17 protein-coding genes and 3 pseudogenes are annotated in these 21,053 nt (G+C 60.9%); 9 read left to right on the top strand and 11 right to left on the bottom strand.

Annotated elements, in window-relative coordinates:
* The first annotated feature begins 81 nt into the window (after window positions 1-81).
* The 7 genes from FEZ60_RS31695 (at window position 82) to FEZ60_RS31665 (ending at window position 9,364) form a co-directional block, all read left to right on the top strand.
* Window positions 82-1,545 (top strand): hypothetical protein, encoded by a 1,464-nt coding sequence (locus FEZ60_RS31695; protein WP_172937890.1) that lies wholly within the window; start codon window positions 82-84, stop codon window positions 1,543-1,545.
* Between the two features lie 91 nt (window positions 1,546-1,636).
* A complete protein-coding gene (locus FEZ60_RS31690) occupies window positions 1,637-2,794 on the top strand; it encodes an acetyl-CoA C-acyltransferase (RefSeq protein ID WP_172937889.1) in 1,158 nt (385 codons plus the stop codon).
* An 8-nt stretch (window positions 2,795-2,802) separates the two neighbouring features.
* Window positions 2,803-3,507, top strand: a complete 705-nt coding sequence (locus tag FEZ60_RS31685; RefSeq protein WP_172937888.1) for a nitroreductase — start codon at window positions 2,803-2,805, stop codon at window positions 3,505-3,507.
* A 96-nt stretch (window positions 3,508-3,603) separates the two neighbouring features.
* Entirely contained in the window at window positions 3,604-4,137 is a 534-nt protein-coding gene (locus FEZ60_RS31680; RefSeq protein WP_172937887.1) for an acyl-CoA thioesterase, read from the top strand.
* 838 nt (window positions 4,138-4,975) lie between these two features.
* On the top strand, window positions 4,976-5,332 hold the full coding sequence (locus FEZ60_RS31675; RefSeq protein WP_172937886.1) for a hypothetical protein: 357 nt from the start codon (window positions 4,976-4,978) through the stop codon (window positions 5,330-5,332).
* A 95-nt stretch (window positions 5,333-5,427) separates the two neighbouring features.
* Window positions 5,428-5,592: a hypothetical protein gene (locus tag FEZ60_RS31670; RefSeq protein ID WP_172937885.1), complete on the top strand. Its 165-nt coding sequence runs from the start codon at window positions 5,428-5,430 to the stop codon at window positions 5,590-5,592.
* A 436-nt stretch (window positions 5,593-6,028) separates the two neighbouring features.
* Window positions 6,029-9,364, top strand: a complete 3,336-nt coding sequence (locus tag FEZ60_RS31665) for a protein kinase (protein ID WP_172937884.1) — start codon at window positions 6,029-6,031, stop codon at window positions 9,362-9,364.
* Between the two features lie 305 nt (window positions 9,365-9,669).
* On the opposite strand, the gene FEZ60_RS31660 is transcribed toward FEZ60_RS31665, so the two are convergent.
* The 4 genes and pseudogenes from FEZ60_RS31660 to FEZ60_RS32790 form a co-directional block, all read right to left on the bottom strand.
* Entirely contained in the window at window positions 9,670-9,912 is a 243-nt protein-coding gene (locus tag FEZ60_RS31660; protein WP_172937877.1) for a hypothetical protein, read from the bottom strand.
* 7 nt (window positions 9,913-9,919) lie between these two features.
* Window positions 9,920-10,483: pseudogene (locus FEZ60_RS31655) on the bottom strand (GMC oxidoreductase); the annotation flags it as partial.
* A 75-nt stretch (window positions 10,484-10,558) separates the two neighbouring features.
* Window positions 10,559-10,961: pseudogene (locus FEZ60_RS31650) on the bottom strand (hypothetical protein); the annotation flags it as partial.
* Window positions 10,962-11,599: 638 nt separating this feature from the next.
* The gene (locus FEZ60_RS32790; RefSeq protein WP_242484958.1) at window positions 11,600-11,749 is read right to left on the bottom strand and encodes a hypothetical protein; all 150 of its coding nucleotides are present in this window, start codon (window positions 11,747-11,749) and stop codon (window positions 11,600-11,602) included.
* Window positions 11,750-11,942: 193 nt separating this feature from the next.
* Between FEZ60_RS32790 and FEZ60_RS32785 the strand changes: the two genes are divergently transcribed.
* A complete protein-coding gene (locus tag FEZ60_RS32785; protein WP_242484957.1) occupies window positions 11,943-12,158 on the top strand; it encodes a hypothetical protein in 216 nt (71 codons plus the stop codon).
* A gap of 285 nt (window positions 12,159-12,443) precedes the next feature.
* Window positions 12,444-13,736, top strand: a complete 1,293-nt coding sequence (locus FEZ60_RS31640) for a hypothetical protein (protein WP_172937883.1) — start codon at window positions 12,444-12,446, stop codon at window positions 13,734-13,736.
* 476 nt (window positions 13,737-14,212) lie between these two features.
* Here FEZ60_RS31640 and FEZ60_RS31635 read toward each other — a convergent pair whose 3' ends face one another.
* From FEZ60_RS31635 to FEZ60_RS31610, 7 genes and pseudogenes are all read right to left on the bottom strand, one after another.
* Complete coding sequence (locus FEZ60_RS31635) at window positions 14,213-15,010, bottom strand: hypothetical protein (protein ID WP_172937882.1); 798 nt, start codon at window positions 15,008-15,010, stop codon at window positions 14,213-14,215.
* Window positions 15,010-16,573: pseudogene (locus FEZ60_RS31630) on the bottom strand (hypothetical protein). The gene FEZ60_RS31635 and the pseudogene FEZ60_RS31630 overlap by 1 nt, the downstream one beginning before the upstream one ends.
* Window positions 16,574-16,616: 43 nt before the next feature.
* Window positions 16,617-17,165 carry a PIN domain-containing protein gene (locus tag FEZ60_RS31625; protein WP_172937880.1) on the bottom strand — a complete coding sequence of 183 codons (549 nt, stop codon included), beginning with the start codon at window positions 17,163-17,165 and terminating at the stop codon, window positions 16,617-16,619.
* Window position 17,166: 1 nt separating this feature from the next.
* Window positions 17,167-17,475 carry a helix-turn-helix domain-containing protein gene (locus FEZ60_RS33230; RefSeq protein WP_346343431.1) on the bottom strand — a complete coding sequence of 103 codons (309 nt, stop codon included), beginning with the start codon at window positions 17,473-17,475 and terminating at the stop codon, window positions 17,167-17,169.
* Complete coding sequence (locus FEZ60_RS32775) at window positions 17,445-17,594, bottom strand: hypothetical protein (RefSeq protein WP_242484956.1); 150 nt, start codon at window positions 17,592-17,594, stop codon at window positions 17,445-17,447. The genes FEZ60_RS33230 and FEZ60_RS32775 overlap by 31 nt, the downstream gene beginning before the upstream one ends.
* A gap of 651 nt (window positions 17,595-18,245) precedes the next feature.
* Window positions 18,246-19,178 carry a ParB/RepB/Spo0J family partition protein gene (locus tag FEZ60_RS31615; RefSeq protein ID WP_172937879.1) on the bottom strand — a complete coding sequence of 311 codons (933 nt, stop codon included), beginning with the start codon at window positions 19,176-19,178 and terminating at the stop codon, window positions 18,246-18,248.
* Window positions 19,178-19,894, bottom strand: coding sequence for a ParA family protein (locus tag FEZ60_RS31610; RefSeq protein WP_172937878.1), 717 nt, complete (start codon window positions 19,892-19,894; stop codon window positions 19,178-19,180). The genes FEZ60_RS31615 and FEZ60_RS31610 overlap by 1 nt, the downstream gene beginning before the upstream one ends.
* Window positions 19,895-21,053: the final 1,159 nt, after the last annotated feature.

The following is a 21,053-nucleotide window of genomic DNA, read 5'->3' as shown; positions in this document are numbered from 1 at the left end:
ACGCCATGCGAACGCCCGCGGTGGAGGCGTATCGGGTTGAGTTCGCACGCAGATTCGCACAGCACTGGGAAGGCCTCACTTATGAACAAGAAGATCGATCCTCGGAGCCCTGTGATCGCTGGCACGGGTCAAGTGACAGCCTCGTATCCCGCCGCCGAGCCGGCGCTGCTGCTGGCCGAGGCGCTCAGCGCCGCAGCGTCACCACGAGCACTCAACGTGATCGACTCGCTCGATGTAGTCGCGATCGGCACTCGCCCCTACACGAACCCGGGTAGCGTTACTGCCCGTGAACTCGGCATCACCGTCGGGAATTTCGCGTACACGACCCACGGTGGTCACTCACCCCAGGCTCTGGTGAACCGCGCGGCATGGGACATCTGGACCGGCAAGCGCTCCGTCGTCGCCGTCGGCGGCGCCGAGAGCTGGCGCACCCGGCGTCTGCTGCGGCGAGAAGGACGTCCGACAGGTTGGACCGTGCAAGATGCATCCGACCAGCCCGACGAGGTGATCGGGGCAGAACTTTCCATGTCGACCGCCCTGGAAGCGCTGCGCGGCTTCGGTGACCCTCTGGACGCGTACCCGATGCTGGAATCGGCACTTCGCTTCGAGGCCGGCCGTTCCCTGACCGAGCACGACAAGGTGATCGGTCAGCTTTGGGCTGATTTCAGCGCCGTTGCCACGACAAATCCGTACGCGGCGATTCGTCGAACCCTGAACGCGCGTGACATCGTGTCCCCCGGTGATGGCAACCGCCTCATCAGTCACCCGTATCGCAAGCTTGCGGTGGCCAACAACGATGTCGACCAGGCAGCCGCTCTGGTGGTGACATCGTACGAAAGGGCATTGTCGCTGGGCTTCTCCCGCGACGAGCTCGTCTTCATTCACGGTTTCGGCGAGGCGGTGGACTGCGACTCCTTCACAGCTCGCCAGTCGTACACGACGTCCAAGGCCATCGAGGCCGCCGCTCTCGACGCACTGGCGATGGCCGCCGCCACCATGGACGACATCGGCCTGGTCGACATCTACTCATGCTTCCCGTCAGCAGTCCAGGTGGGTGCCCGCGCCCTCGGCCTTCCGTTGTCGGGCGCCTTGACGGTAACCGGCGGTCTCACCTTCGCCGGGGGGCCGTGGAACAACTACGCCACGCACTCGATCGCAACCATGGTCACCCGGTTGCGGGAGCAGCCGGAGACACTGGGGATGTGCACGGCGAACGGCGGCCTACTGACAAAGCACGCCATCGGCATCTACGGCGCAACCCCACCGAGCCGGGCGCTCTCTACTCCTCGCGTTCGTCGCCTCGACGACCAACGAAAAGTCGTCGCGGAATTCAGCGGCACCGTGTCGATCGCGGCTACCACTGTCCGTTACGGACGCGACGGTACGCCCTCCCACGGATTCGCCGTCGCTGAGACATCTACGAGCGACAGGGTGCTGCTTCGGATCGATCAATCGGACCTGCTCTCGGAGTTCGAATCGACGGAAGTGGTCGGCCGAATTGGTACGGCCGAGGGGTCGCAGCTGGTCGACCTCGCCCGGGGCTGACTCGGCGGAGCCGGATGTCGGAACTGCAGAAGTCGCTTGTCAACTCTGATATTGTGACGCCTACCGTACAGAAAAGAAATGGGTAAGCATCGTGAACGAAGCAGTTATTATCGAAGCAGTCCGCACCCCCCAGGGCCGACGGAACGGAGCACTGGCGGACTGGCACCCCGTCAACCTGTTGGCCGAGACGCTTGCTGCGCTCATCGATCGGACCGGTATCGATCCCGCGATCGTCGACGACGTGATTAGCGGATGTGTCATTCAGATCGGTGAGCAGGCGGTGAACATCGGCAGGAACGCCGTACTCGCAGCCGGCTTCCCGGAAACAGTCCCGGCCATCACCATCGACCGTCAGTGTGGCAGCGCTCAGCAGGCCATACACTTTGCGGCGCAGGCGATTCGCAGCGGCGACTACGACGTCGCGATTGCGGCCGGCGTGGAGAGCATGACCCGCGTTCCAATGACGTCCTCCATCTCCAACGATCTCGGCCAGGATCCGTACAGCGACCGCATCGTGGCTCGTTACGCCGACAGGGGTGGCATTCAGGGGCAGGGTCTTGCTGCCGAGCTGATCGCGCAGGAGTGGGGCTTCTCCCGAACCGAGCTCGACGTGTTCTCGCTTCGCTCACATCAACTCGCTGCCGCCGCGACGTCCGAGGGACGGTTCGCTCGCGAAATCATCCCACTGAAGGGCTCGAACGGCGTACTGGAGTCGGACGAGTGCATTCGGCCGGACACCAGCCTCGAAAAGCTGGGAAGTCTCCGAAGCGCCTTCAAGCCTGACGGTGTCATCACCGCCGGCAATGCATCACAAATTTCGGACGGCGCAAGTGCCGTTCTGCTGATGAGCGACAAGAAGGCGGCCGAGTTGGGCCTAAAGGCCCGCGCACGGGTCCACACCATGTCCCTTGCCGCCTCCGACCCCATAAGGATGCTTACCGCACCGATACCCGCCACCCGCAAAGCGCTCGAGAAGTCCGGGCTATCGATGAGTGACATCGACATCATCGAGATCAACGAGGCTTTCGCACCCGTCGTGCTCGGATGGCAGCGCGAACTCCAGGTCGATCCCGACAAGGTCAATCCGAACGGCGGAGCCATCGCGCTCGGACACCCGCTCGGCGCATCGGGAACCCGCCTCATGACGACCCTTCTCCACGAGCTAGAACGCCGTGACGCGACATTCGGCCTGCAGACGATGTGTGAAGCCGGTGGCCTCGCGAACGCGACGATCATCGAGCGGATGTGAGCGACCCGATGTCGGACAACGAAACCGCCCTAGACAGCCTCGAGGCCGATAGCCTCGCATCGGTAATAAAGCGGCGTCACAGTCGTCGCGCCTTCCTACCGGAGCCCGTACCGCATGCGACTATCGAGCGAATGTTCACCCTGGCTCGGCAGTCGCCCTCGTGGTGCAACACTCAACCGTGGCACGCCTACGTCACCGAGGGCGCGCAAACAGAGAAATTCCGGACGGTCCTTCGAGAATTTGGACGAGAACACGGTGGTGCAGTCGCACCCGACATCGCAATGCCGCGCGAGTACAAGGGCGCCCACCTTGAGCGACGTCGCGAAAGCGGTTGGCAGCTGTACGAAGCGGTCGGCGTCGCCAAGGGTGACCGAGTAGCATCTGCGCAGCAATCGGCGAAGAATTTTGAGTTGTTCGGTGCGCCACACGTCGCGGTGATCACCGTCGATGCGGCCCTCGGCACATACGGCGCCCTCGATGTCGGCGTCTTCCTAGGGCACCTTCTGCTCGTCGCCGAGTCCTTGGGTGTGGCGACCATCGCCCAGGCGGCGATCGCCACGCGCGCCCCCGCCGTGCGCGAGTTCTTCGGCGTGCCGGACACAGAGTCAGTACTCGTTGCGATCTCGTTCGGTTGGTCGGACGAGGAGCATCCCGCGAACAGTTATCGGACGAGTCGGGCCGACACCGACGCGGTCGTCCGGTGGCATTCGTAGGCGACAGCCGTGAACGCGGGGCAATCAAATGATGGACTGCGCGGGGAGCTTTCAGCGAAACCATCTTCGTCCGGTACTCACCAGGACATACCCTCCATGCTTGAGATCTCCGGAGTACACGCAAACGAGGTTGACTTGAATCGGCCCGCCGCACTTACCCTTACAGAGATCACGCAGATCACTCCGGCGCTCGACTCTACTGTCACCGATGACCTCGTCGATCCCAACGGGCACATGAGCCTTCCTCATTACGTCACAGCAGCTGTCAGAGCGGTGTGGGCACGTAAGCGGTCACTGGGTCTCGACGAGGCTTTGGAGCAGGGCATGACCTTTTTCGTCACCGAACAACATGCCCGCTATCTGGGCGAGCTGGTCCGTGACGACCACTTCACGGTCTACCCCAGGTTCCTGGCTCGGTCGACACGCGCCCTGCACACGATCACCTACATCGTGGACGTGACGCGGCAACGCCTGGCATGCAGTATCGAAAGCGTGAGCGTCTCCGTGTCGAAAGAAACCCGTCACAGCGTCGACATGACCCAGACACTCGCCGACAACCTGGACGCCGCCATTCGCCACGATGCGGCACTTCCGGGCAGACCGTCGCTCTGTGCCGGTCTGTGGCGCTGAACGGCCGAACCGCGCCTACCGGCTTCACCGATCGATGCGGCTCCCGGACTTGCCGAGTCGCGATCCTGGAACGCCTTGGCACGTAGCGGTCCGGCGCCTCTCCCGGGGTGATTCACGAGTACGTGCCCGCCAGGACAGGTCGATACTCGGCTGCCCTGGCGGGCATCGGCGGCATGCCGGGACGTCCACTATCGGCGCCGCGCCGATGGTCAACCGATCTTTTCATCCCGGGCACCGCGCTCGTTTAACCCGTCGGCGGTGCACTCGACCTGTCGAGCATGACGATGGCTACCTCAGAGGTCGCCTGAGAGCCGCTACAGACAGCCGCTTCGTGTCGAAGTACTAGATCCTGGCCTCGACCGCTTGGCCATCCTGAAACTCCCAGATCTCGCTCAGCATCGTATCGACGGCCCTGGAAACTCGGTCAGATGGGCCCTGAAATACACCACCGCACAGATTCTCATTCCATCCGGGGCTGCCACTGGTACTGCGGCTCGAAATGGGCGCCGTCCCAGGTCGTCCAGACTCTATTGATGAGACTCATGAACTCGTCGGGGCCACGATAGGTCCCGCTGTAGGCAATTCCACCAACCTAATAGGGAACGGGTCCGGGGGCGATGAGCCCTCGCGTCGCGTCATCGTCGACAGGCTCAGATGGCATCAATCAGCTTAAAAATGGGCTCGACATCGTCGCCACAGCCTTTTCCTGGACCTGCTCGTCGATCGGCGCCGCGTGTGTAGGTCAAATGCGCGCAGCCTTCGACTACGCCTACGAATTGCCAAAACCGACCACCGGTCCCGACCTGTACCTGTCATCGACTACCAGAACGCCGGCTACGTGCTCGCCGACATCACAACCCGCATCGAAGCCGTCCGTTACTTCTCCTGGAAAGTCGCCGAGCGGATCGACCGCACCGACGGGAAAGACCGCAACCGGCGGCTACAGGCTGCCACTCGCGCTCATCTCACGCCAACACCCCAGGACATCAACGATTCAATGGGCGAGCGCGATGGCAGCCTCGGACGTGTCGTCATCCGAGCATTCGCACACATGCCGACAGTCACCGAAGTCGCTCTCGCGTGGAACGTCAACCTTTCCGACCAACCCATCCCAGAGCCACAGCCGAAACCGACGCTGCTATGTCTTCCCTTTGCGCCGAAGGACTTTCAGCCCTTCACAGGCCAACGCAGATGAAGAAGATGTGAGGGACCTCGACGCCGTCCGCAAGACTGTCCTCAACACTGCGCAGTCCCTCCACCCCGGTTCGGATGTGCACCGGGGCGAAAACGATGTTTCGACAGGTCCCACGCCAACAGCTGGTCAGCCCCAACTCCATCACCAGCCAACCGAACTGGTCCACCGACATGGCCGGCGCATGCCTGGCTGGCGACGACAACGAGGTCCTCGTCCACGAAATGCCGCCGGGAGGCTTCACATTCGTAGTCGACGACTGACTTAGCTTAATCGCATCGGCGAAATCCCGCATTAGAGAGAACGTGCTGTGTTGATTCACGCAGCCAGTCGGCCCTGCCGGGAGATTGGCATCGCCCGGTTCGCCGACGGCGGAGCCCGGCAGCGAATGCCAGACCCGCTTCGGCAGCCTGGGCTATCCGAACCAACCCGGGGGCCTGGCATCGCCGCAAGATACACGAGTTGACCGTCACCGCGGTGTCCACGCGGCACATGTCGTGTGGTTGACGTATTCGCAGCCCCCTAGAGGCGGTGATCGCAGCGAGGCACGGGCCTTCTAACGAGATACCTCGTTGCGAGACGAAAGACGCGATACCCTGAGGTCACATGCCTGAGGTGAGTGTATGTTGCACATTCCACGGTCGCGCGGCTGCGATGCTGCGCTCGGGGCCTTTGGGCTGCGACAAGGCGGAAGCTCCGATGACCGACTATGACCCGCACAGGACGCAACATGACGTGACCCCTGCACTCACAACGGAGCTTAGCGCGGCGGGCTTCGCAAACTGCCATGAAATTGGGAGTGGCGGATTTGGCGTGGTATATCGCTGCGCACAATCTTCGTTGGAGCGCACCGTGGCGTTAAAGATCCTCACCACCGACCTCGACGACGAAAACCGGGCACGCTTCTTCCGGGAACAACAAGCAATGGGCCGTCTAACCGGACACCCGAACATTGTGGACATCCTGCACGTCGGCACCACCGATAGCGGCCGCCCCTACATCGTAATGCCATACCATCCGCACGGTTCGTTGGAAGAACGGATCAGACGAGAGGGCCCGCTCGATTTGGACGAGGCACTTCGAATCGGCGTGAAGATCGCCGGCGCTCTGGAGACCGCACATCGTCTCGGAATCATCCATCGCGACGTCAAGCCGGCGAACATCCTGCTCACGGAATATGCCGGGGCTGCGCTCACCGACTTCGGGATCGCCCATATCTCCGGAGGATTTAAGACCGCCGCCGGCACCGTCACAGGATCGCCCGCGTTCACTGCGCCAGAAGTACTGAAGGGGGAGCCCCCGAGCCCTGCCTCGGACATCTACGGACTCGCCGCGACATTGTTCTGTGTCCTTACCGGACATGCCGCTTTCGAACGCCAGAGCGGAGAGCAAGTGGTTGCACAATTCCTGCGGATCACTACCCAGCCTGTTCCGGATCTACGCGATCAGGGCATCCCCGACGAGGTTAGCGCGGTCATCGAACACGGGATGTCCTTCGATCCCGCAGAGCGTCCTCACACCGCTGCAAACTTCGGTGACGAACTACGCCAGGTTCAGCTCGCCAAATCGTTTCCTGTCGAGGAGATGGCCCTGCCCGCTGCGCCGGGCGAGCAAGATCGAAAGCGGGATCCGCTTCGTGGCCATACGCCTTCAAAGGGGAACTCGTCAGTGCGCCCGCGCCCGTCGACGGCGTCGCCTGTGTGGATTTCAGCCGGAAAGTTGCCTGTGGAGCTCACCAGTTTCATCGATCGCCGACGCGAGCAGATCGAGGTTCGGGAGAAACTGTCGGTTTCGCGACTGGTGACCCTGACCGGAATCGGTGGTGTCGGGAAAACGCGTCTCGCGCTCCGAGTAGCTGCGGGCATGCAGCGGGGGTTCAGCGACGGAGTCCGCCTGGTCGAACTGGGCGAGATGGGCGAGATGGGCGAGATGCAAGACTCATCGCTGCTGGTGGATTTGGTGGCCGCAGCCCTGGGGATCCGGAATCAGTCAGCGCGACCGCTCGAGGACGTGGTGATGGATTTCCTCGCCTCGCGGCATCTCCTGCTGGTGCTGGACAACTGTGAGCACATGGTCGACGCGGTCGCCGATCTGGTCAGGACACTGCTGCGTCACTGCCCGGAGCTACGGATCCTGGCCACCAGCCGCGAACTCCTGGGCGTCGGTGGGGAGTCGGTCTCGCGTGTTCCCCCACTTACTGTCCCCGACCCCGAACATCTACCGTCCATGCGAGGAGTGCCACAATACGATGCGATGACCTTGTTCGCGGAACGAGCCACTGCCGTTGTGCCAGGATTCGAACTGACAGAAGATAATCGGGAAACGGTAGCCCAGATCTGCCACCAACTCGATGGCCTCCCCCTTCCTATCGAATTAGCGGCGGCACGGATGAGGGCCATGTCTGCCGAGCAGATCCTGGCGCGGCTCACCGACCGGTACCAGCTCCTGACCCTGAGCCCCCGCGGCGCTCCGACACGCCAACAGACGTTGCAGCTATCCGTGGACTGGAGTTACGAACTCTGCGATCCCCGGGAACAACAAATGTGGGCACGACTGTCGGTGTTCGTCGGCGGATTCGAATTGGACGCGGCGGAGGGCATCTGTGCCGGAGATTCAGGTCCGGGGATGTTGCTCGACGTGGTGACGTCGCTGGTCGATAAGTCGATTCTGATCAGCGAACAGGCGGGTGACGTGGTGCGGTTCCGGATGCTCGAAATTCTGCGCGACTACGGCCGGAAGAAGTCCGAGTTGAGCGGCGAATACTTGACGTTGCGTCGACTGCATCGCGATTGGTACCAGAAGTTCGCACTTGACGCGGAGTCCCAGTGGATCAGTCCCCACCAGTTGGAATGGATCGCACGCATCGAACGGGAGCTACCGAATTTGCGGGCGGCAATGAAGTTCGGCCTGACTTCAGATAGTGATTCCGAGTCCGAGTCCGGACTGCAGATCGCTGCCGCCCTGTTGCCCTACTGGATGTCGCGGGGACCGCTCCGCGAAGGACGACACTGGCTCGACAGCGCCCTCGCCCGTCACCCCCGCCGGCCGACTCCGGAACGTATCAACGCCCTGTACGCCGGCAGTGCACTCGCCGGACTGCAGGGCGACTTCCGGGCGGCAACCAGCCTGGTCGTAGAGGGGCAGGAACTGATTCGTGACATGACCGATCCCGCGAGCCACGCGCGCATCGCCCAAGCCGATGGAGTCCTGGCGCTCTACAGCGGCGATCTTTCCCGCGCCTGCACACGACTGCAGGAAGCTCGCGGGGGGGTCGGCGCCCCAGAGCGCGTCCTACTGACCGAAGTCAGTGTTCTGCAAGGACTTGGATGGGTCCATGAATTACAAGGAGAACCCGAGCGAGCCGTTGCATGCTACGAACGCGTACTGGAAATTACGGAGTCCCACGGTGAATCCGTGTATCGGTCATACGCACTATGGGCCATGGCGGTTACTGCCTGGAGGCAGGGCGACGTAGCTCAATCTATTGGCAAGCTGAAGCAAGGACTTCGGTTGACGCGATTGGTGGATGATCCGCTCATGGCCGCAACGTACTTGGAATCACTGTCGTGGATCGATGCACGCACGCACGACGCGCAGCGTGCGGCAATACTGATGGGGTCCGCGGAGTCACTGCGTCGGGCGGTGGGCAGTTCCACTGTCATGTTTTCCCACCTCATCGTTTACAGGGAGGAGTCCGAGCGCGCGGTCCGACATGCACTCGGGGACAGAAAGTTCGAATCGGCGTACAAGATGGGCCGAGCTCTGAGTTTCGACGAAGCCGTTGCCTATGCACTCGGAGAGCAACCCTCGACCCCGTCATACTCTGCTGCTGTTGTGACGACCCTGACCAAGCGTGAACAACAAGTTGCCGATCTAGTAACCAAGGGCATGACAAACAAGGCGATCGCCTCCCAGTTGGTGATCTCGCAACGCACCGCCCAAGGCCACGTGGAGCACATACTGGTCAAACTTGGATTCACCTCGCGAGCGCAAATCGCAGCCTGGGTTGCAGAGCAGAAGCACGATACTGCCTGACGACCCACGTAATGCTTCCATTCAGTAATTCAGCATCCCCGGAGCAGTGAAACCGCAGGAGGCAGCCACATCGCGGCGGCATCGGGTTGCATAGGTCGGGTTCGCGCAGCGCGCCGCGGAGTAGCTGTCGAGGCACTCGCCGGCCATCGACAACACGTTTGTAGGGCATCCTTCGATGAGGTCTCGCGGCAATGCCACGCGAAGTCCAACATCATGTCTGTAGTGACCGATTCAATGTCGAAGGTCTGGAATCGAGCCATTCGTTTACCACGAGCATTGCCGGCGGCGGGCCCGGGCAGCCGACTTCAGTAGAATAGCCCACTGCCGCCTTTACCCGGAGCCGAAGGACTGTCCACGTCGAGCCGCTCTTTGCCGAGGATTTGTCCACACTTTGATCGCACGGACAGCACCGGTCCCGACGGGACCTTGCACAGCGCCACCATATCCGGAGCAACGCCCTCCCTACGACAGAACTCGATCGACGTATTACCGCCGCCGAAGTTCTTCAGGTGTGCCGTTCGTGTGGCCTCCAGAAGAGTGTTCCTCATCGTCATTCACAATGTTTTCCAGCGCGCGCTCCGCCACGGCGGCGATCGTCATCGACGGGTTGCATGCGGCGGAGTTGCCAGGCAGCAGAGCGCCGTCGAGCACGTACAACCGCCGCTGGCCGAGAACCTGCCATCGAGGTCGCACACCGAGTTCATGCAGGCACAGCCGAGCGGATGCCGCGTCGACGGCAGCAGCGCGTTCGTGTCGGTGAGCAGGCCTCCTGCCGTGATCTTGTGGGCCCCCGGCACGATATGGCCTTGTTGGATCGCCGAATCCCCGTCCTTCGGCCAACGGAGATTGCCTCGGCGCGCGCCGAGTCGTAGGTGAACCGGCCTCGGTCACCACTGACACCGAACCCGACCATCACAGTGCTGCGAGCATCGAACGCCACCGGCGGGAACGACGCCAGAATGACGGTGAACGCGTTGTGCGGGTTGTCCCAGTTCCGGCTGCCGTAGACAACAGGACCGCCCTGGGTGGCTCCGAAATTCTCGGCGAGAGCCGACCAGATGTAGATCCGGTCGGCATTGGTCCCCAGCCTGCGCCGAGTTCGTCGGGCAGATCGGTGATGGCATTGTCACATTGACGTGAATACTCGGTGGCCCAGCATGATCGGAAACGCGTTGACGCAACAGCCCTGTCGCCGTCCCACGTTCCCGCGAGCATGGCCGGTTCGGTCAGCGTTGCAGTCAGTTTCGGGTTTGCGGGATCCGAAGCATCGATAACCTGCACACCTTGCGCGGGTCCGAGGAGATTTCCCGGGAAGAAGCTGCCGACGTACGCGCAGTTCTCGAAACTGGTGGATGTGATCCCGCCGGCCGCGGCCTTCGTACCCGCCCAACCGAGAAATGTTGCAGCTGTAACCCGTTCGGCTGCGTCCACTGTTACGGTCTCCAGCTGGTACATCGCCCTGCAATCCGGTTTCCGGCTGAGAACCCTCATTGCAGGTCGCGCGCTCGACCGCATCGCTGCCGACGGCATGGGATTCGTACACCGTACCTGGACTGGATTCCGGCGCCGCTGCGGCGCCGACCACCGGCAGTAGCATGACAACAGCCACGGCAATGGCTGCCGAACGGATCGGATCACAAGAAATGGTGTCATGGTCTTTAAACCCTTTGTCAGGGTAGTCCTTTCGGTCGAATGAACATAGTCGGCTAGTTCGGTTATGGCGGCGATACTGGGCAATCTCGCAAATCTAGATCTCACCGGACCGGCGGCCACGGTTAATGTATTTCGACCCACTGCTGGCGGCGAAACTCTCACTGAACTCCGTCCACACGTAGATCCGATCCGCGTTGGTCCCCCAGTCGCCGCCGAAGTCGTCCGGCAAACACTGATCCATCTGGTTGCTTCCGCGGCGGCGATGTACGCAACGTCCGCCGAATACTTGCCACCGTTGTTGACCCCGAGTGCGCCATCCCCGTTCATGTGCAACGGCTTCACCTCCCTCGCAGTTCGGCCAACACGTAACTGCAGTCGGTGGGCATCGGCATCCTCGACGCGGAAAGTCCGGAACATGTTGCGTTGCGCTCGAATATGCGTGCCGCCTCGTAGTTCGTACTGAAAATCAGCTCATCGGTTGCCGTGGCCAGTTGCAGCATCCGCGCCCAGGTAGTGAACGCGGTCCATTCTCGTTTTAGTCGAGGTGCGTTTCGAACACTTCTTCCGCCGGCTACAACGTCATCACTTGGTATACAAGCGATCAACCGCCGGCTCGACGCCCGCATCGACGAACTCGTGCAACCGTATCGCCGCAAGATCGAACTGCTGGCCACGGTCCCCGGCATCAGCGAACACCGCCGAATCGATCCTCGCCGAAATCGGGGCCGACATCACACAGTTCCCCACCGCAGTGCACCTGGCATCCTGGGCCGGGGTGTGTCCGGGCAACAACGAATCCGCCGGCAAAAGCTCATCCGGAACAACCAGACCGGGTAATCCCTGGCTCAAAGGCGTTCTGGGACAGGCATCAAACGCCGCATCTCGATGTAGAGGCAGCTACCTCGGTGCGCGCTACCGGCGGGTGATGACGCGGCGTGGGCGCAAACGTGCACTCGTCGCACTGCAGCATTCGATCCTCATCACCGTCTGGCACATGTTCACCCAGGACACCCTCTACCGAGATCTCGGCGGGAACTACTTCCTTGAACGAACCGGGAAAATCCGGGCCACCCGGCGCTTGATCGGCCAACTCAACCACCTCGGCTACCAGGTCACACTCGATCCGATCACCACCATATGACCCGACTTACCAGCGCACCTCACCCCAATTTTCGTATCAGCGGTCGAGTCGTCGAGAACACCGGGCGGCCATTCTCCTTCAACCATGCGCGCAGCAAAAACAAAACGAGCCATACCCAGCGTTCCCAGGCAGCTCCGAACCTACAAATATTCGGCCAGCGCCGCCCGGCAAAAACGGTAAGGAAACAAATCAAATCACTTTCCGAGCGGAGCGCAGCGGAGTTCAATTCAGGGACACTGAAGGTGGCCGAATGCCACACGTGTCACGAGGTGCTTCACTTAGCGCATGACGTTCAATGCGCTTGGCGTAACTGTGATGATTTCTGGCCCAGGCGATACCTCGGAAGAGGTTGAGGTTGTTCGTAACGTGATCAGGACTTGGAATAGTAACCACGCCGAAGACGAGGGTGTGGTGTTCGTTGCGAAGCATTGTTCGACTGATTCGGTTCCGATTTACCGTGAGGGCCAAGATGGACAGTCGGTGATCAACGATCAGATCACCAATAAGAGTGATGTGATCGTGGCGTTGTTCAAGTATCGGCTTGGCACACCGACGCCACTGAACGAGCATTCGGGAACCGTCGAAGCGGCGGACCTGCTCGCCCCCAATATTCCTGTTCATTTCTACTTCTGGGACTCCGAGAGCCTTCCTGCTGCACTGTCGCGTGAGGGGTCCCCAGAGCGGGATCAGTGGGGGCGTCTTTCAGCCTTCCGCGAGAAGTTTCATGAGAACAACAGTGGATTATACGCGACGTTTAACAGTCACGACCACCTTGTCCGACAGGTTGAATCCGCACTGTGGGCCGACGCTCGTAAGTTTGCGGCGTCTCGGCTGACCTCTACACCGGCGCCATCAGTAGCTCCTCCTACGAAGCCTGGTCTGACCGTTAATCTTGTGGGTGAGGTGTGGCGTGGGCCGGCAGTGAAGAAACTGGTCGACCTATACATCGACGGCGATACCAAAAGAGAATATGAGCGCGTAGCTGATGGACCACTAAGCCTCTCCAAGACCGAGAAACTCCTCACCGAATGGGCAGATGGTGTCCGAAAAGAGATGCACAAGTTCGATGAAGACGTGGCCGCTGCGGTGGCTGCACCGATTTCGGCTCATGTCACGAGCGATGCGTTGATCGATGGTTTGGAGATTGAGATCACCTTCGAGGGCGTAATCGGTCTCAACCCAACTGACGACAGCTGGAAGAAGATATGGACACCGCTCCGTGCCCCCAAGGCTCGGGACACTCTGTTCCCGTACCTAGACACCGACATACCTCGTATTGATTATCGCGACGTAGGGCCGATCCGTTCGGCCTGGGGATATGACGACGACGATGTTCTGATTTTGACCGTCGAGCTGGACGAGGCACGGAAGCGTAGTAGGCCTGTTGTTGTTGAGGACATCGCCATTCTGACCTTGCCCTACGATTCTGATGCGGTCAGGGAAGTCAAATATGCGTGGAGCGCTACCGTGCGCAACCTAGACGCTGAGTGGAGTGGTAGCGGGACGATTTCGGTGCTGGGCGAAGAATTTACGACGCAGCGCATTGGCGCATGGTTAAAATCGCCTGGTCGTGATTGATCGGCCTGGCTAAGGAAGCTTACGGGCCATGAGTTGGTGGCATTCCAGTCTGCAATTAGTGCGCGACTGACGGAGGATTGTCCTACGCCAAGGGTTGATGCGATTGCGTCGAGGCTCTTGCCTTGGCCTCGCAGTGTCGGGGCAACTTCGATCTCGTCCATTCTCATGACGGTGGGAGTCCTCCGAAGCGTCCTTGTCTGCGTGCGGCCTCGAGTCCGGCTTGGGTTTGGCATGACCCGCCATCAGGTGACCCGCCGGTTATGAGAATCCTTCCGCCCTGATCACCGCCCGCCCAGTCAATGCTGCTGCCCATCCAGGTGGTCGTCCCATCTGACACCTCCGTAGTTGGGGTGTTGCGTCCACCGGTTGAACCTGGTCAATACACATGGCATGGCCCCCTTGTGACCAAGACGATGCCGGAGATGTTAACTGAACCAAGCCGAACAGAACCGTCAACAGCCAAACGTACTGCCCATCTATGTCCAGTCGATGTGGACGGATTCGATGGAATCGAAGTGGAATCCGAAGGCGTCGTTGTATTGGTCGAAGCCTTTGTTTTCGGGGTAGTCCATCGTGGCGTGGCGTTCGAGGATTGCGACGACACGCGCGTGGTCGTCGTTGGCCAAAGCTGCTGCGAGTTCTCGTGTTTCGTCGAGACTGAAGGGGCTGTCGGAGTTCGCGAAATCGAGGGTTCGTACGCGGTAGTCGTAGCCTTCCTCGGATCCGTTGCGGACGGAGACTCCCCCGCGGACTCTGATGGTGGCTTTTTTGGGTTGTCCGTCGGGGCGTAGGACGCCGGCGCGGTCCATGATGTCGCGGGCTTTGACGTTCTTGAGTTTTTTCTTCGCATCGGCCCGTAGTTCGTTCGTCTCTCCGGATCGGTAGCGGGAGACTGCGGAGCGGGATCGGCCGATTTTCTGTGCGACAGCGTCGATTCCGCCGAGGCGTTCGATTGCGGCTCTGCGTTGGGCGCGCTCGAAGACGTCGGGGTGCGGGATGCGGCCTTGTTGTGCCCAGCGGCGTAGGGTTCGGTCCGACGGCGGTGTTCGGCCGGCGTCGATCGCGGCTTGGCGTAGGCCGTCGTTGCCGATTTCCGTGCGGATTTGTCGGATGGATACTTTGCTGGTCAGACCCGCGAGGCCGCCGCTTTTGACGGTTTTGGACTTTTCGATGCCGCTTGTTGCGGCGGTGGAGACGGAAACCTTGAGTCCGTCGAGCCCGACCGTCTTCTGCGCGGGCTGCTTCGTTCGTGGCTTCGGAAGGTGCAGTGCCACTATAAGTTTCCTTCATCTTCGTCAGCGTCGTCGCCGGAGAAGGCGGCTTTGAGCGCGAGGTTGATCTCGTGTGTGTCGCGGGCGTCGGTCAGCATGGCTGTGACGTCGCCGGTGAGCGGGGCGCACTTCTCCAAGGTCATCTTGCCCAAAGCGTCACTGTCGTCGGCGATGTCGAGTCCGTCGGGTAGTGGGTAGACCCAGGAGTCGGTGACAGTACGCACAGGCCACTGGCCGGTGTCGCGGGCGATGCGCATTGCGACCCGGCGGCCACGCCAGCGGCAATGCGCGATAATTGCCGCACGCCACAACGGCTGATGATGGTGCTGCATCTGCTTGGCAGTCCACATGTCCGGGTTGACCATTCGGCCGATATATCCCTTGTAGCAGGCCCCGAGGAACCGTTTCATCGCGCCGTCGCCGGTGTCGACCGCGACTTTTCGGGCTTCACGCAATATTTTTGCCCACTTGTCGAGCGCGCGACCTTGCTCCGGGTACACCCACGCTTCGGCGATGTCGAGATCATCGAGTTCGGCGCCGATACCGCCGTCGGCGACCGGGGCGCACAAGGCGTCGAGACTGACCGAGGTGACCCACGTTTCGACGGGTTGGTCGTCGAGCATGTGCGGGTGCGGCAGCGGCATTTTCTCTGGGAGGGCGAGCATATTTGCTGCCGGCAGCGTGACGTGCCATAGCCCGAACGGGGTTTTCGTTTCCTTCGCGGCTGCGCGCGCGGCGTCGGCGCGGAGATGGCGTGGTTTTCCGTAGCCGAAATCGAGCATGCCGGCCGAAGCTAGGTATGCGGCGCGCTGATCGATGGAAACAAGCACAGCGGCGTCGTCGAGTTCGCTGCGTTCGGGGACGCGTGTCCATCCGAGGGCGGGTTCGAGATCGCCGCGGTGCTGACCGTCGAGCGGTGGTACCGGGCCTGCGGCAGTGACGACGATGCCTTTGCCGCTGCGGGTGCGTTCGCGTTTGATCTTGTCGACGACTGCGGCCCCGGTACGAGCCGGAGTGGGACCGGGTAGGACACCGAGGTGCTGTGCACACCAGGCAAGTCTGCGTCCGAGTTCGCGCGCGGCGGGGAGGTCGTCGTCGGGGAGATATGTTCCGGCAGTGGGCGATCCGAGGATTCCCATGTCCCCCACACGGTTTCCCCACCCGAAGTCTTTGTTCCAGTACGTCCACACGTACGGTTCGATGACGATGTCGACCATGGAGGTGAACTTCCCTGTCGTACGAGAGAGATGCACGACATGGCCGGGGTCACCTCGCAGTTCCCATCCGGCGGTCAGCATCGGATTCAGACTGGCAGCAAGGACACCGGTGAGTTCCTCGGCGGCGCGGGTGCGGAGGACTTCCATGTCATCAACGTCGTCTTCGCTACCTGGATCGATGATCCAGCCGAGCATCTCACAAGCATCGAAGCCGACAACCCAGATCTGTGCCGGAGCCCCCCAATGGGGTCAAAGTTGCCCAGCGGATCAGCTTGTCGAGCTTCTCAACCGAGTCCGTGCCCACGGGAGGGTGCAACCGTCGTCCGTGACGGTGACATGGAGCAGACATGTTCGTGGCGCAGTCAGCAGAGAGACTCGCAGTAGCTGCCAGCTCAGCGGCGAAGCGCCGCCTGAAATCGGAAGACCCGCCGCCACCAGACGTTCCACACATCCGCCGGCGTCCCCGGAGGATTACGCCATCCCGCCGCCGTCGCACTGACCGCCTGATGAACCCGCACCCCGTCGAGATTGAACAAATCCATCGCGAACTCGTCCGGAGGCTTCGCCTCGACACTGAACTGCGCAGACTCCGAATCGGGAAAGTCCCGCAAATTCGCGGTCACTATCACCTGAGCTCCTGCTCCAACTGCTGCGGCAAGCACATGCCGATCATCGACATCGGGCAATGTCAGTGCGGGGATCAGTTTCTCGTAGCCGGTGACCAAGCAGTCCGGAACCGCGGCATTCATCAGCTCCCGCAACTTGTCCAGCTTCACGGTCGGGATGTCCGGGCAGTCCTGTGCCAAGTTCCCGAAAGTCTCATCGAGAAAGCGATCCGTCCACCAGGCATGGACAAGACCGGTCTGCGCGAGCCGGATCAACACATCTCGTAAAACATTGGGGTACAGCACATTGGCGTCGTACAACACAGTGAAGGTCACGTCAGTACAGCCCGAGATCTTCCGTGAGAGCTGCCAACTCGTCGGCAGCATTGCGCGCGCCACCAAGCTGAGAGCGTTGATAGGCAATCAGCGACGATGCGAGGATCCGGCGATGACGGCCCACCAACCGAAACTCGATGCGTCCCTCGTCGAGCAGCTTGATGACATGTGGGCGAGAGACATTGAGCATCTGCGCAGCCTGCTGCGTGGTCAACTCCGCATGTGCCGGGACGACGGTGATGCCCTGCCCCGCGGCCATGTTCGCCAACACATCGCGGATCAACTCGAATGCCGCGCGAGGTAGATGCACCGACTCCGCAGTCCCTGCGACCGTACGTCAAGAGTCTGACCCACATCGGGTTTGACACCGCGCAGCACCTGACGTGCCTGCTCCTGCTCGATGACACTGGGCTGTTCGCCGGCGGACATGGCGCTACCTCCTACACACAAGAATCCTGTAACCGAAACATACGCAATAATCGAAACAAACGGAACGTAGGCGATCTGCCGATGGCTGACAATCGCCCGAGAGGCGCCAGCACACCAGTTCACCGCGCGAGAGTGCCGCATCAACCAGACCCACACAACAATTTCCTGTCGGCACCAGCATTTACACACCGCCAGTGTTTCTACGCGTTTCCATCGCTCATGGCCCCCGCGTGCACGGGAGACGACCTCGCGAGTCGGCGTTCGCCCCATTCCTTCAACGCGAGCTACGCTGTGCCCGTAGACGTCTCGGACAACAGACCGACCCCTCGACCGCGGGAGCGGCACCCGAAGATGGTCGAACCGGTATGCCGGCACATCCGGTTCGCGCAGAATGGGAGTCAGCGTACACACGGACGAACCCCGGGAGCGCTGCAATGATCCGACGACGGCTCGGCCAAGCAGTGATAGTGATCGCGCTCGCCTCTGCGGTCGTCTCGACCGCGCCCAGCGCAGGTGCCGTCGCCAGTCACGGCGCCGGGCACGGTGACCGCGAGAGATCCCCTGCCACGATCCTTCTGGATCCCCGGCGCCGTCAACGGATCAAAGCTCACCTATTGGTCCACGAGACCGCTGAACCGGCCCGCGTTGCTGTTATTGCCCGAGTGCGTCGCGCAGTGACCGCTGTTCCTCGGCGGTGTAGATCTCGCGCAAGGCTTTCGCCAGCACTTCCGGATTCACACCGCCCTTACGCAGCGAACGCAGTGAACGGACAGCCTTCGCCGTAACAATTGTGCTACTACTTGAAGTCTCGGTGGTCGGCTCTGCATCCTTGGATTCTTCTTGCGCAGACTGTTTTTCGGCCCGCTCCTGCGCGGCGCGCCAGGCCTTGACCTGACCTTCCAAGGGAACTTGCGCGAGAGAACGTGCCAATCTGATGGCGATCTCTCCCCCACGAAGCTTCTCCTGAAGTTCAGGGGAAAGCTTGAGCAACGCGCGCCGCTGAGATACCCAACCTTTGGATCGACCGAGTCGCTGGGCTGCGGCGTCGGCACTGCCGCACTCGGCAACGAGCGCTTGGACTGCTTCTGCTTCTTCCAGGACATCGAAATCGCTGCGGCCGATATTCTCGATGATCGCGGCTTCGAGAATCGATTCCGAGCTCGTTGCGATACTGTCGCGGACAACGACGTCCATCCCAGTGCGGCCGAATTCTTTCGACGCCGCAAGTCGCCGGTTACCGTTGACGACGATGTAACGTGCTGCACCGATGAGCTTTTCGTCAGCAGGAAAGATCTTCAGCCAGGTGGCCCTGGTGATGGCGACGCCTGGTTGGAGCTGTCGTTCGGCGATCGTCGACAGATCTGACAGGTCACCGATCCGGCGCCGCGGGTTACGTGGGTTGCCGATCAACTCCCCTAAGGGAACATTCGCGAGGAGCTGGCCATCGATGTACGTGCTGACATCGGAAGGAAAGTCTGTGGGTGCGTTCTTCCCGGGCGTTACAGGCTTACTATCGACGGAAGAGTTGTCGCCGACGGAACCGGCCAGCGACGCCAAGTCGATCCTGCCGCCCCTGCGCGCCATCAGTGTCCACCAGCTTCCAACTCGAGGCTCAGCTTGTAGAAATCTTCGCGGGCCTGAAGAGAAACACGATTGGCGTCGTATTCGGTCACCACACGGCCGTCCGCGGCCGCACGTGTGTGAACCTTGTAGTGGCGCACCACAGTCCGGGCGAGCGGCCAACCGTGAGCATTGACGAACGCGCGAGTCTGCTCCAGATCAACCTTGCCGTCTCGCGGGTCCCAGTTATTGATGACGACAACAAACTTCTTGCCGAGGGGCTCGATGACCTTCTTGATCGTGCGAGCCGTCGGATCAAAGCACAGCGGCTCGGGTTCGATCGGAACGATGACCAGATCAGCAATCGAGAGGACTGCGCGCAATGCGTCACCGGAAGCGCCGGCACCCAAAGAGTCTGCACCGTCGCCGTTGCTGGAGAAATCGATCCACCCCGGCGTGTCAACATAGACGTGACTGATACCGGGAAGATTGTGAAGCTGGCTCAGAATTTTTGGATTGTCGTGTGCCTGAGCGATTTTGAAGGGAAGTTCGTTGCCGGAACCTTCGACACGATCGGCCCACCACACCGCCGACCCCTGAGGATCAACCGAGATCGCCGCCACAGGCGATTCGACATCCGCATCACCGGTCAGCGCGTGAGCCTTCACCGCCGCGAGATTCATTGTCAGGGTGGATTTTCCCACTCCACCCTTCTGATTCAAAACCACGTGCACAGCCATATACAACCTCCGTATACTTCGCTCCCCTAGACAGGGAGCTACTTCGGACTTTCGCCGCCGCAACCACTTCGAAGCAGCGGGCGTGTCAAGTTCACTCTACGGGGTCCACACGTGAATCCGTAAATCGACATGCAGCAATCACCATAAGCCACAAAGGGCTTCGAGGCAACAGACGTCGAAACGCGCTCACACGATCCACTTACTGCCAACACACGTGGAGGCCAACTGACCTACCGGTCAACAGTTCTGCACTACCGGCGCAATCGAACGCGGAAACAATCCGCGTGGGCCAACACCAATTATGGCAGACTGGTTGCCGCAATCTCACAGTGGAGAACAAGCCTGATTGCTCACCGGCGCAGCAACTATGGGGATTGACCTATCAATCCAACTTCTTATCGAAAAGTGCCCTGCTGCAGAGTGATTCACGCATTCGACTACGTCTTTTCAGCTTCGAAACGCTCAGCCGGAGTTCGCCACATCTGTCCTGATTCATTGACGACCTTTCACAAGGGGACATTACGTCACTGTGACGATATGCTCGCCCATTGGCATGCCGAGAAATTTCTATACCCATTCTGGCAGCTGGACCTTCATTCCTATATCTGGCATCGCGCTACAAAGCGCACCACGATCTACATCTGCAATTACAAACGGCGTACGGTTCAGGTTGCACACATGCGAGAGCGCGAGGACGGAGTTCAGCGCTCCCATTCTCAAGATAGGATGATCTCCGATTATCAGCACTTCCGAGAACCGACTCGACCGGTTTACCGCGGTAAAATCCTCTGCCGACGAACCGAAGCACACCGCATGCACGGTTTACCGCGGTAAACTCCCCCACTCCGCCATATCTGGCGGATTGCTCGGTACACTGGTTTACCGCGGTAAACTCCCGAAGGCGGCCTCGCCGGAACATGATCCACCCGGTTTACCGCGGTAAACGTCCGTACTCTTCACATCCGAATGTGCCGCCGGCACACTGGTTTACCGCGGTAAAATCCTCTGCCGACGAACCGAAGCACACCGCATGCACGGTTTACCGCGGTAAACTCCCCCACTCCGCCATATCTGGCGGATTGCTCGGTACACTGGTTTACCGCGGTAAACTCCCGAAGGCGGCCTCGCCGGAACATGATCCACCCGGTTTACCGCGGTA

Origin of the sequence: Rhodococcus sp. MS16 (assembly GCF_013277795.1) — a bacterium.
GTDB lineage: Bacteria > Actinomycetota > Actinomycetes > Mycobacteriales > Mycobacteriaceae > Rhodococcus_F > Rhodococcus_F globerula.
The sequence above is the reverse complement of the archived record's forward strand: the minus strand, read 5'-3'. Positions and strand labels throughout refer to the sequence as shown.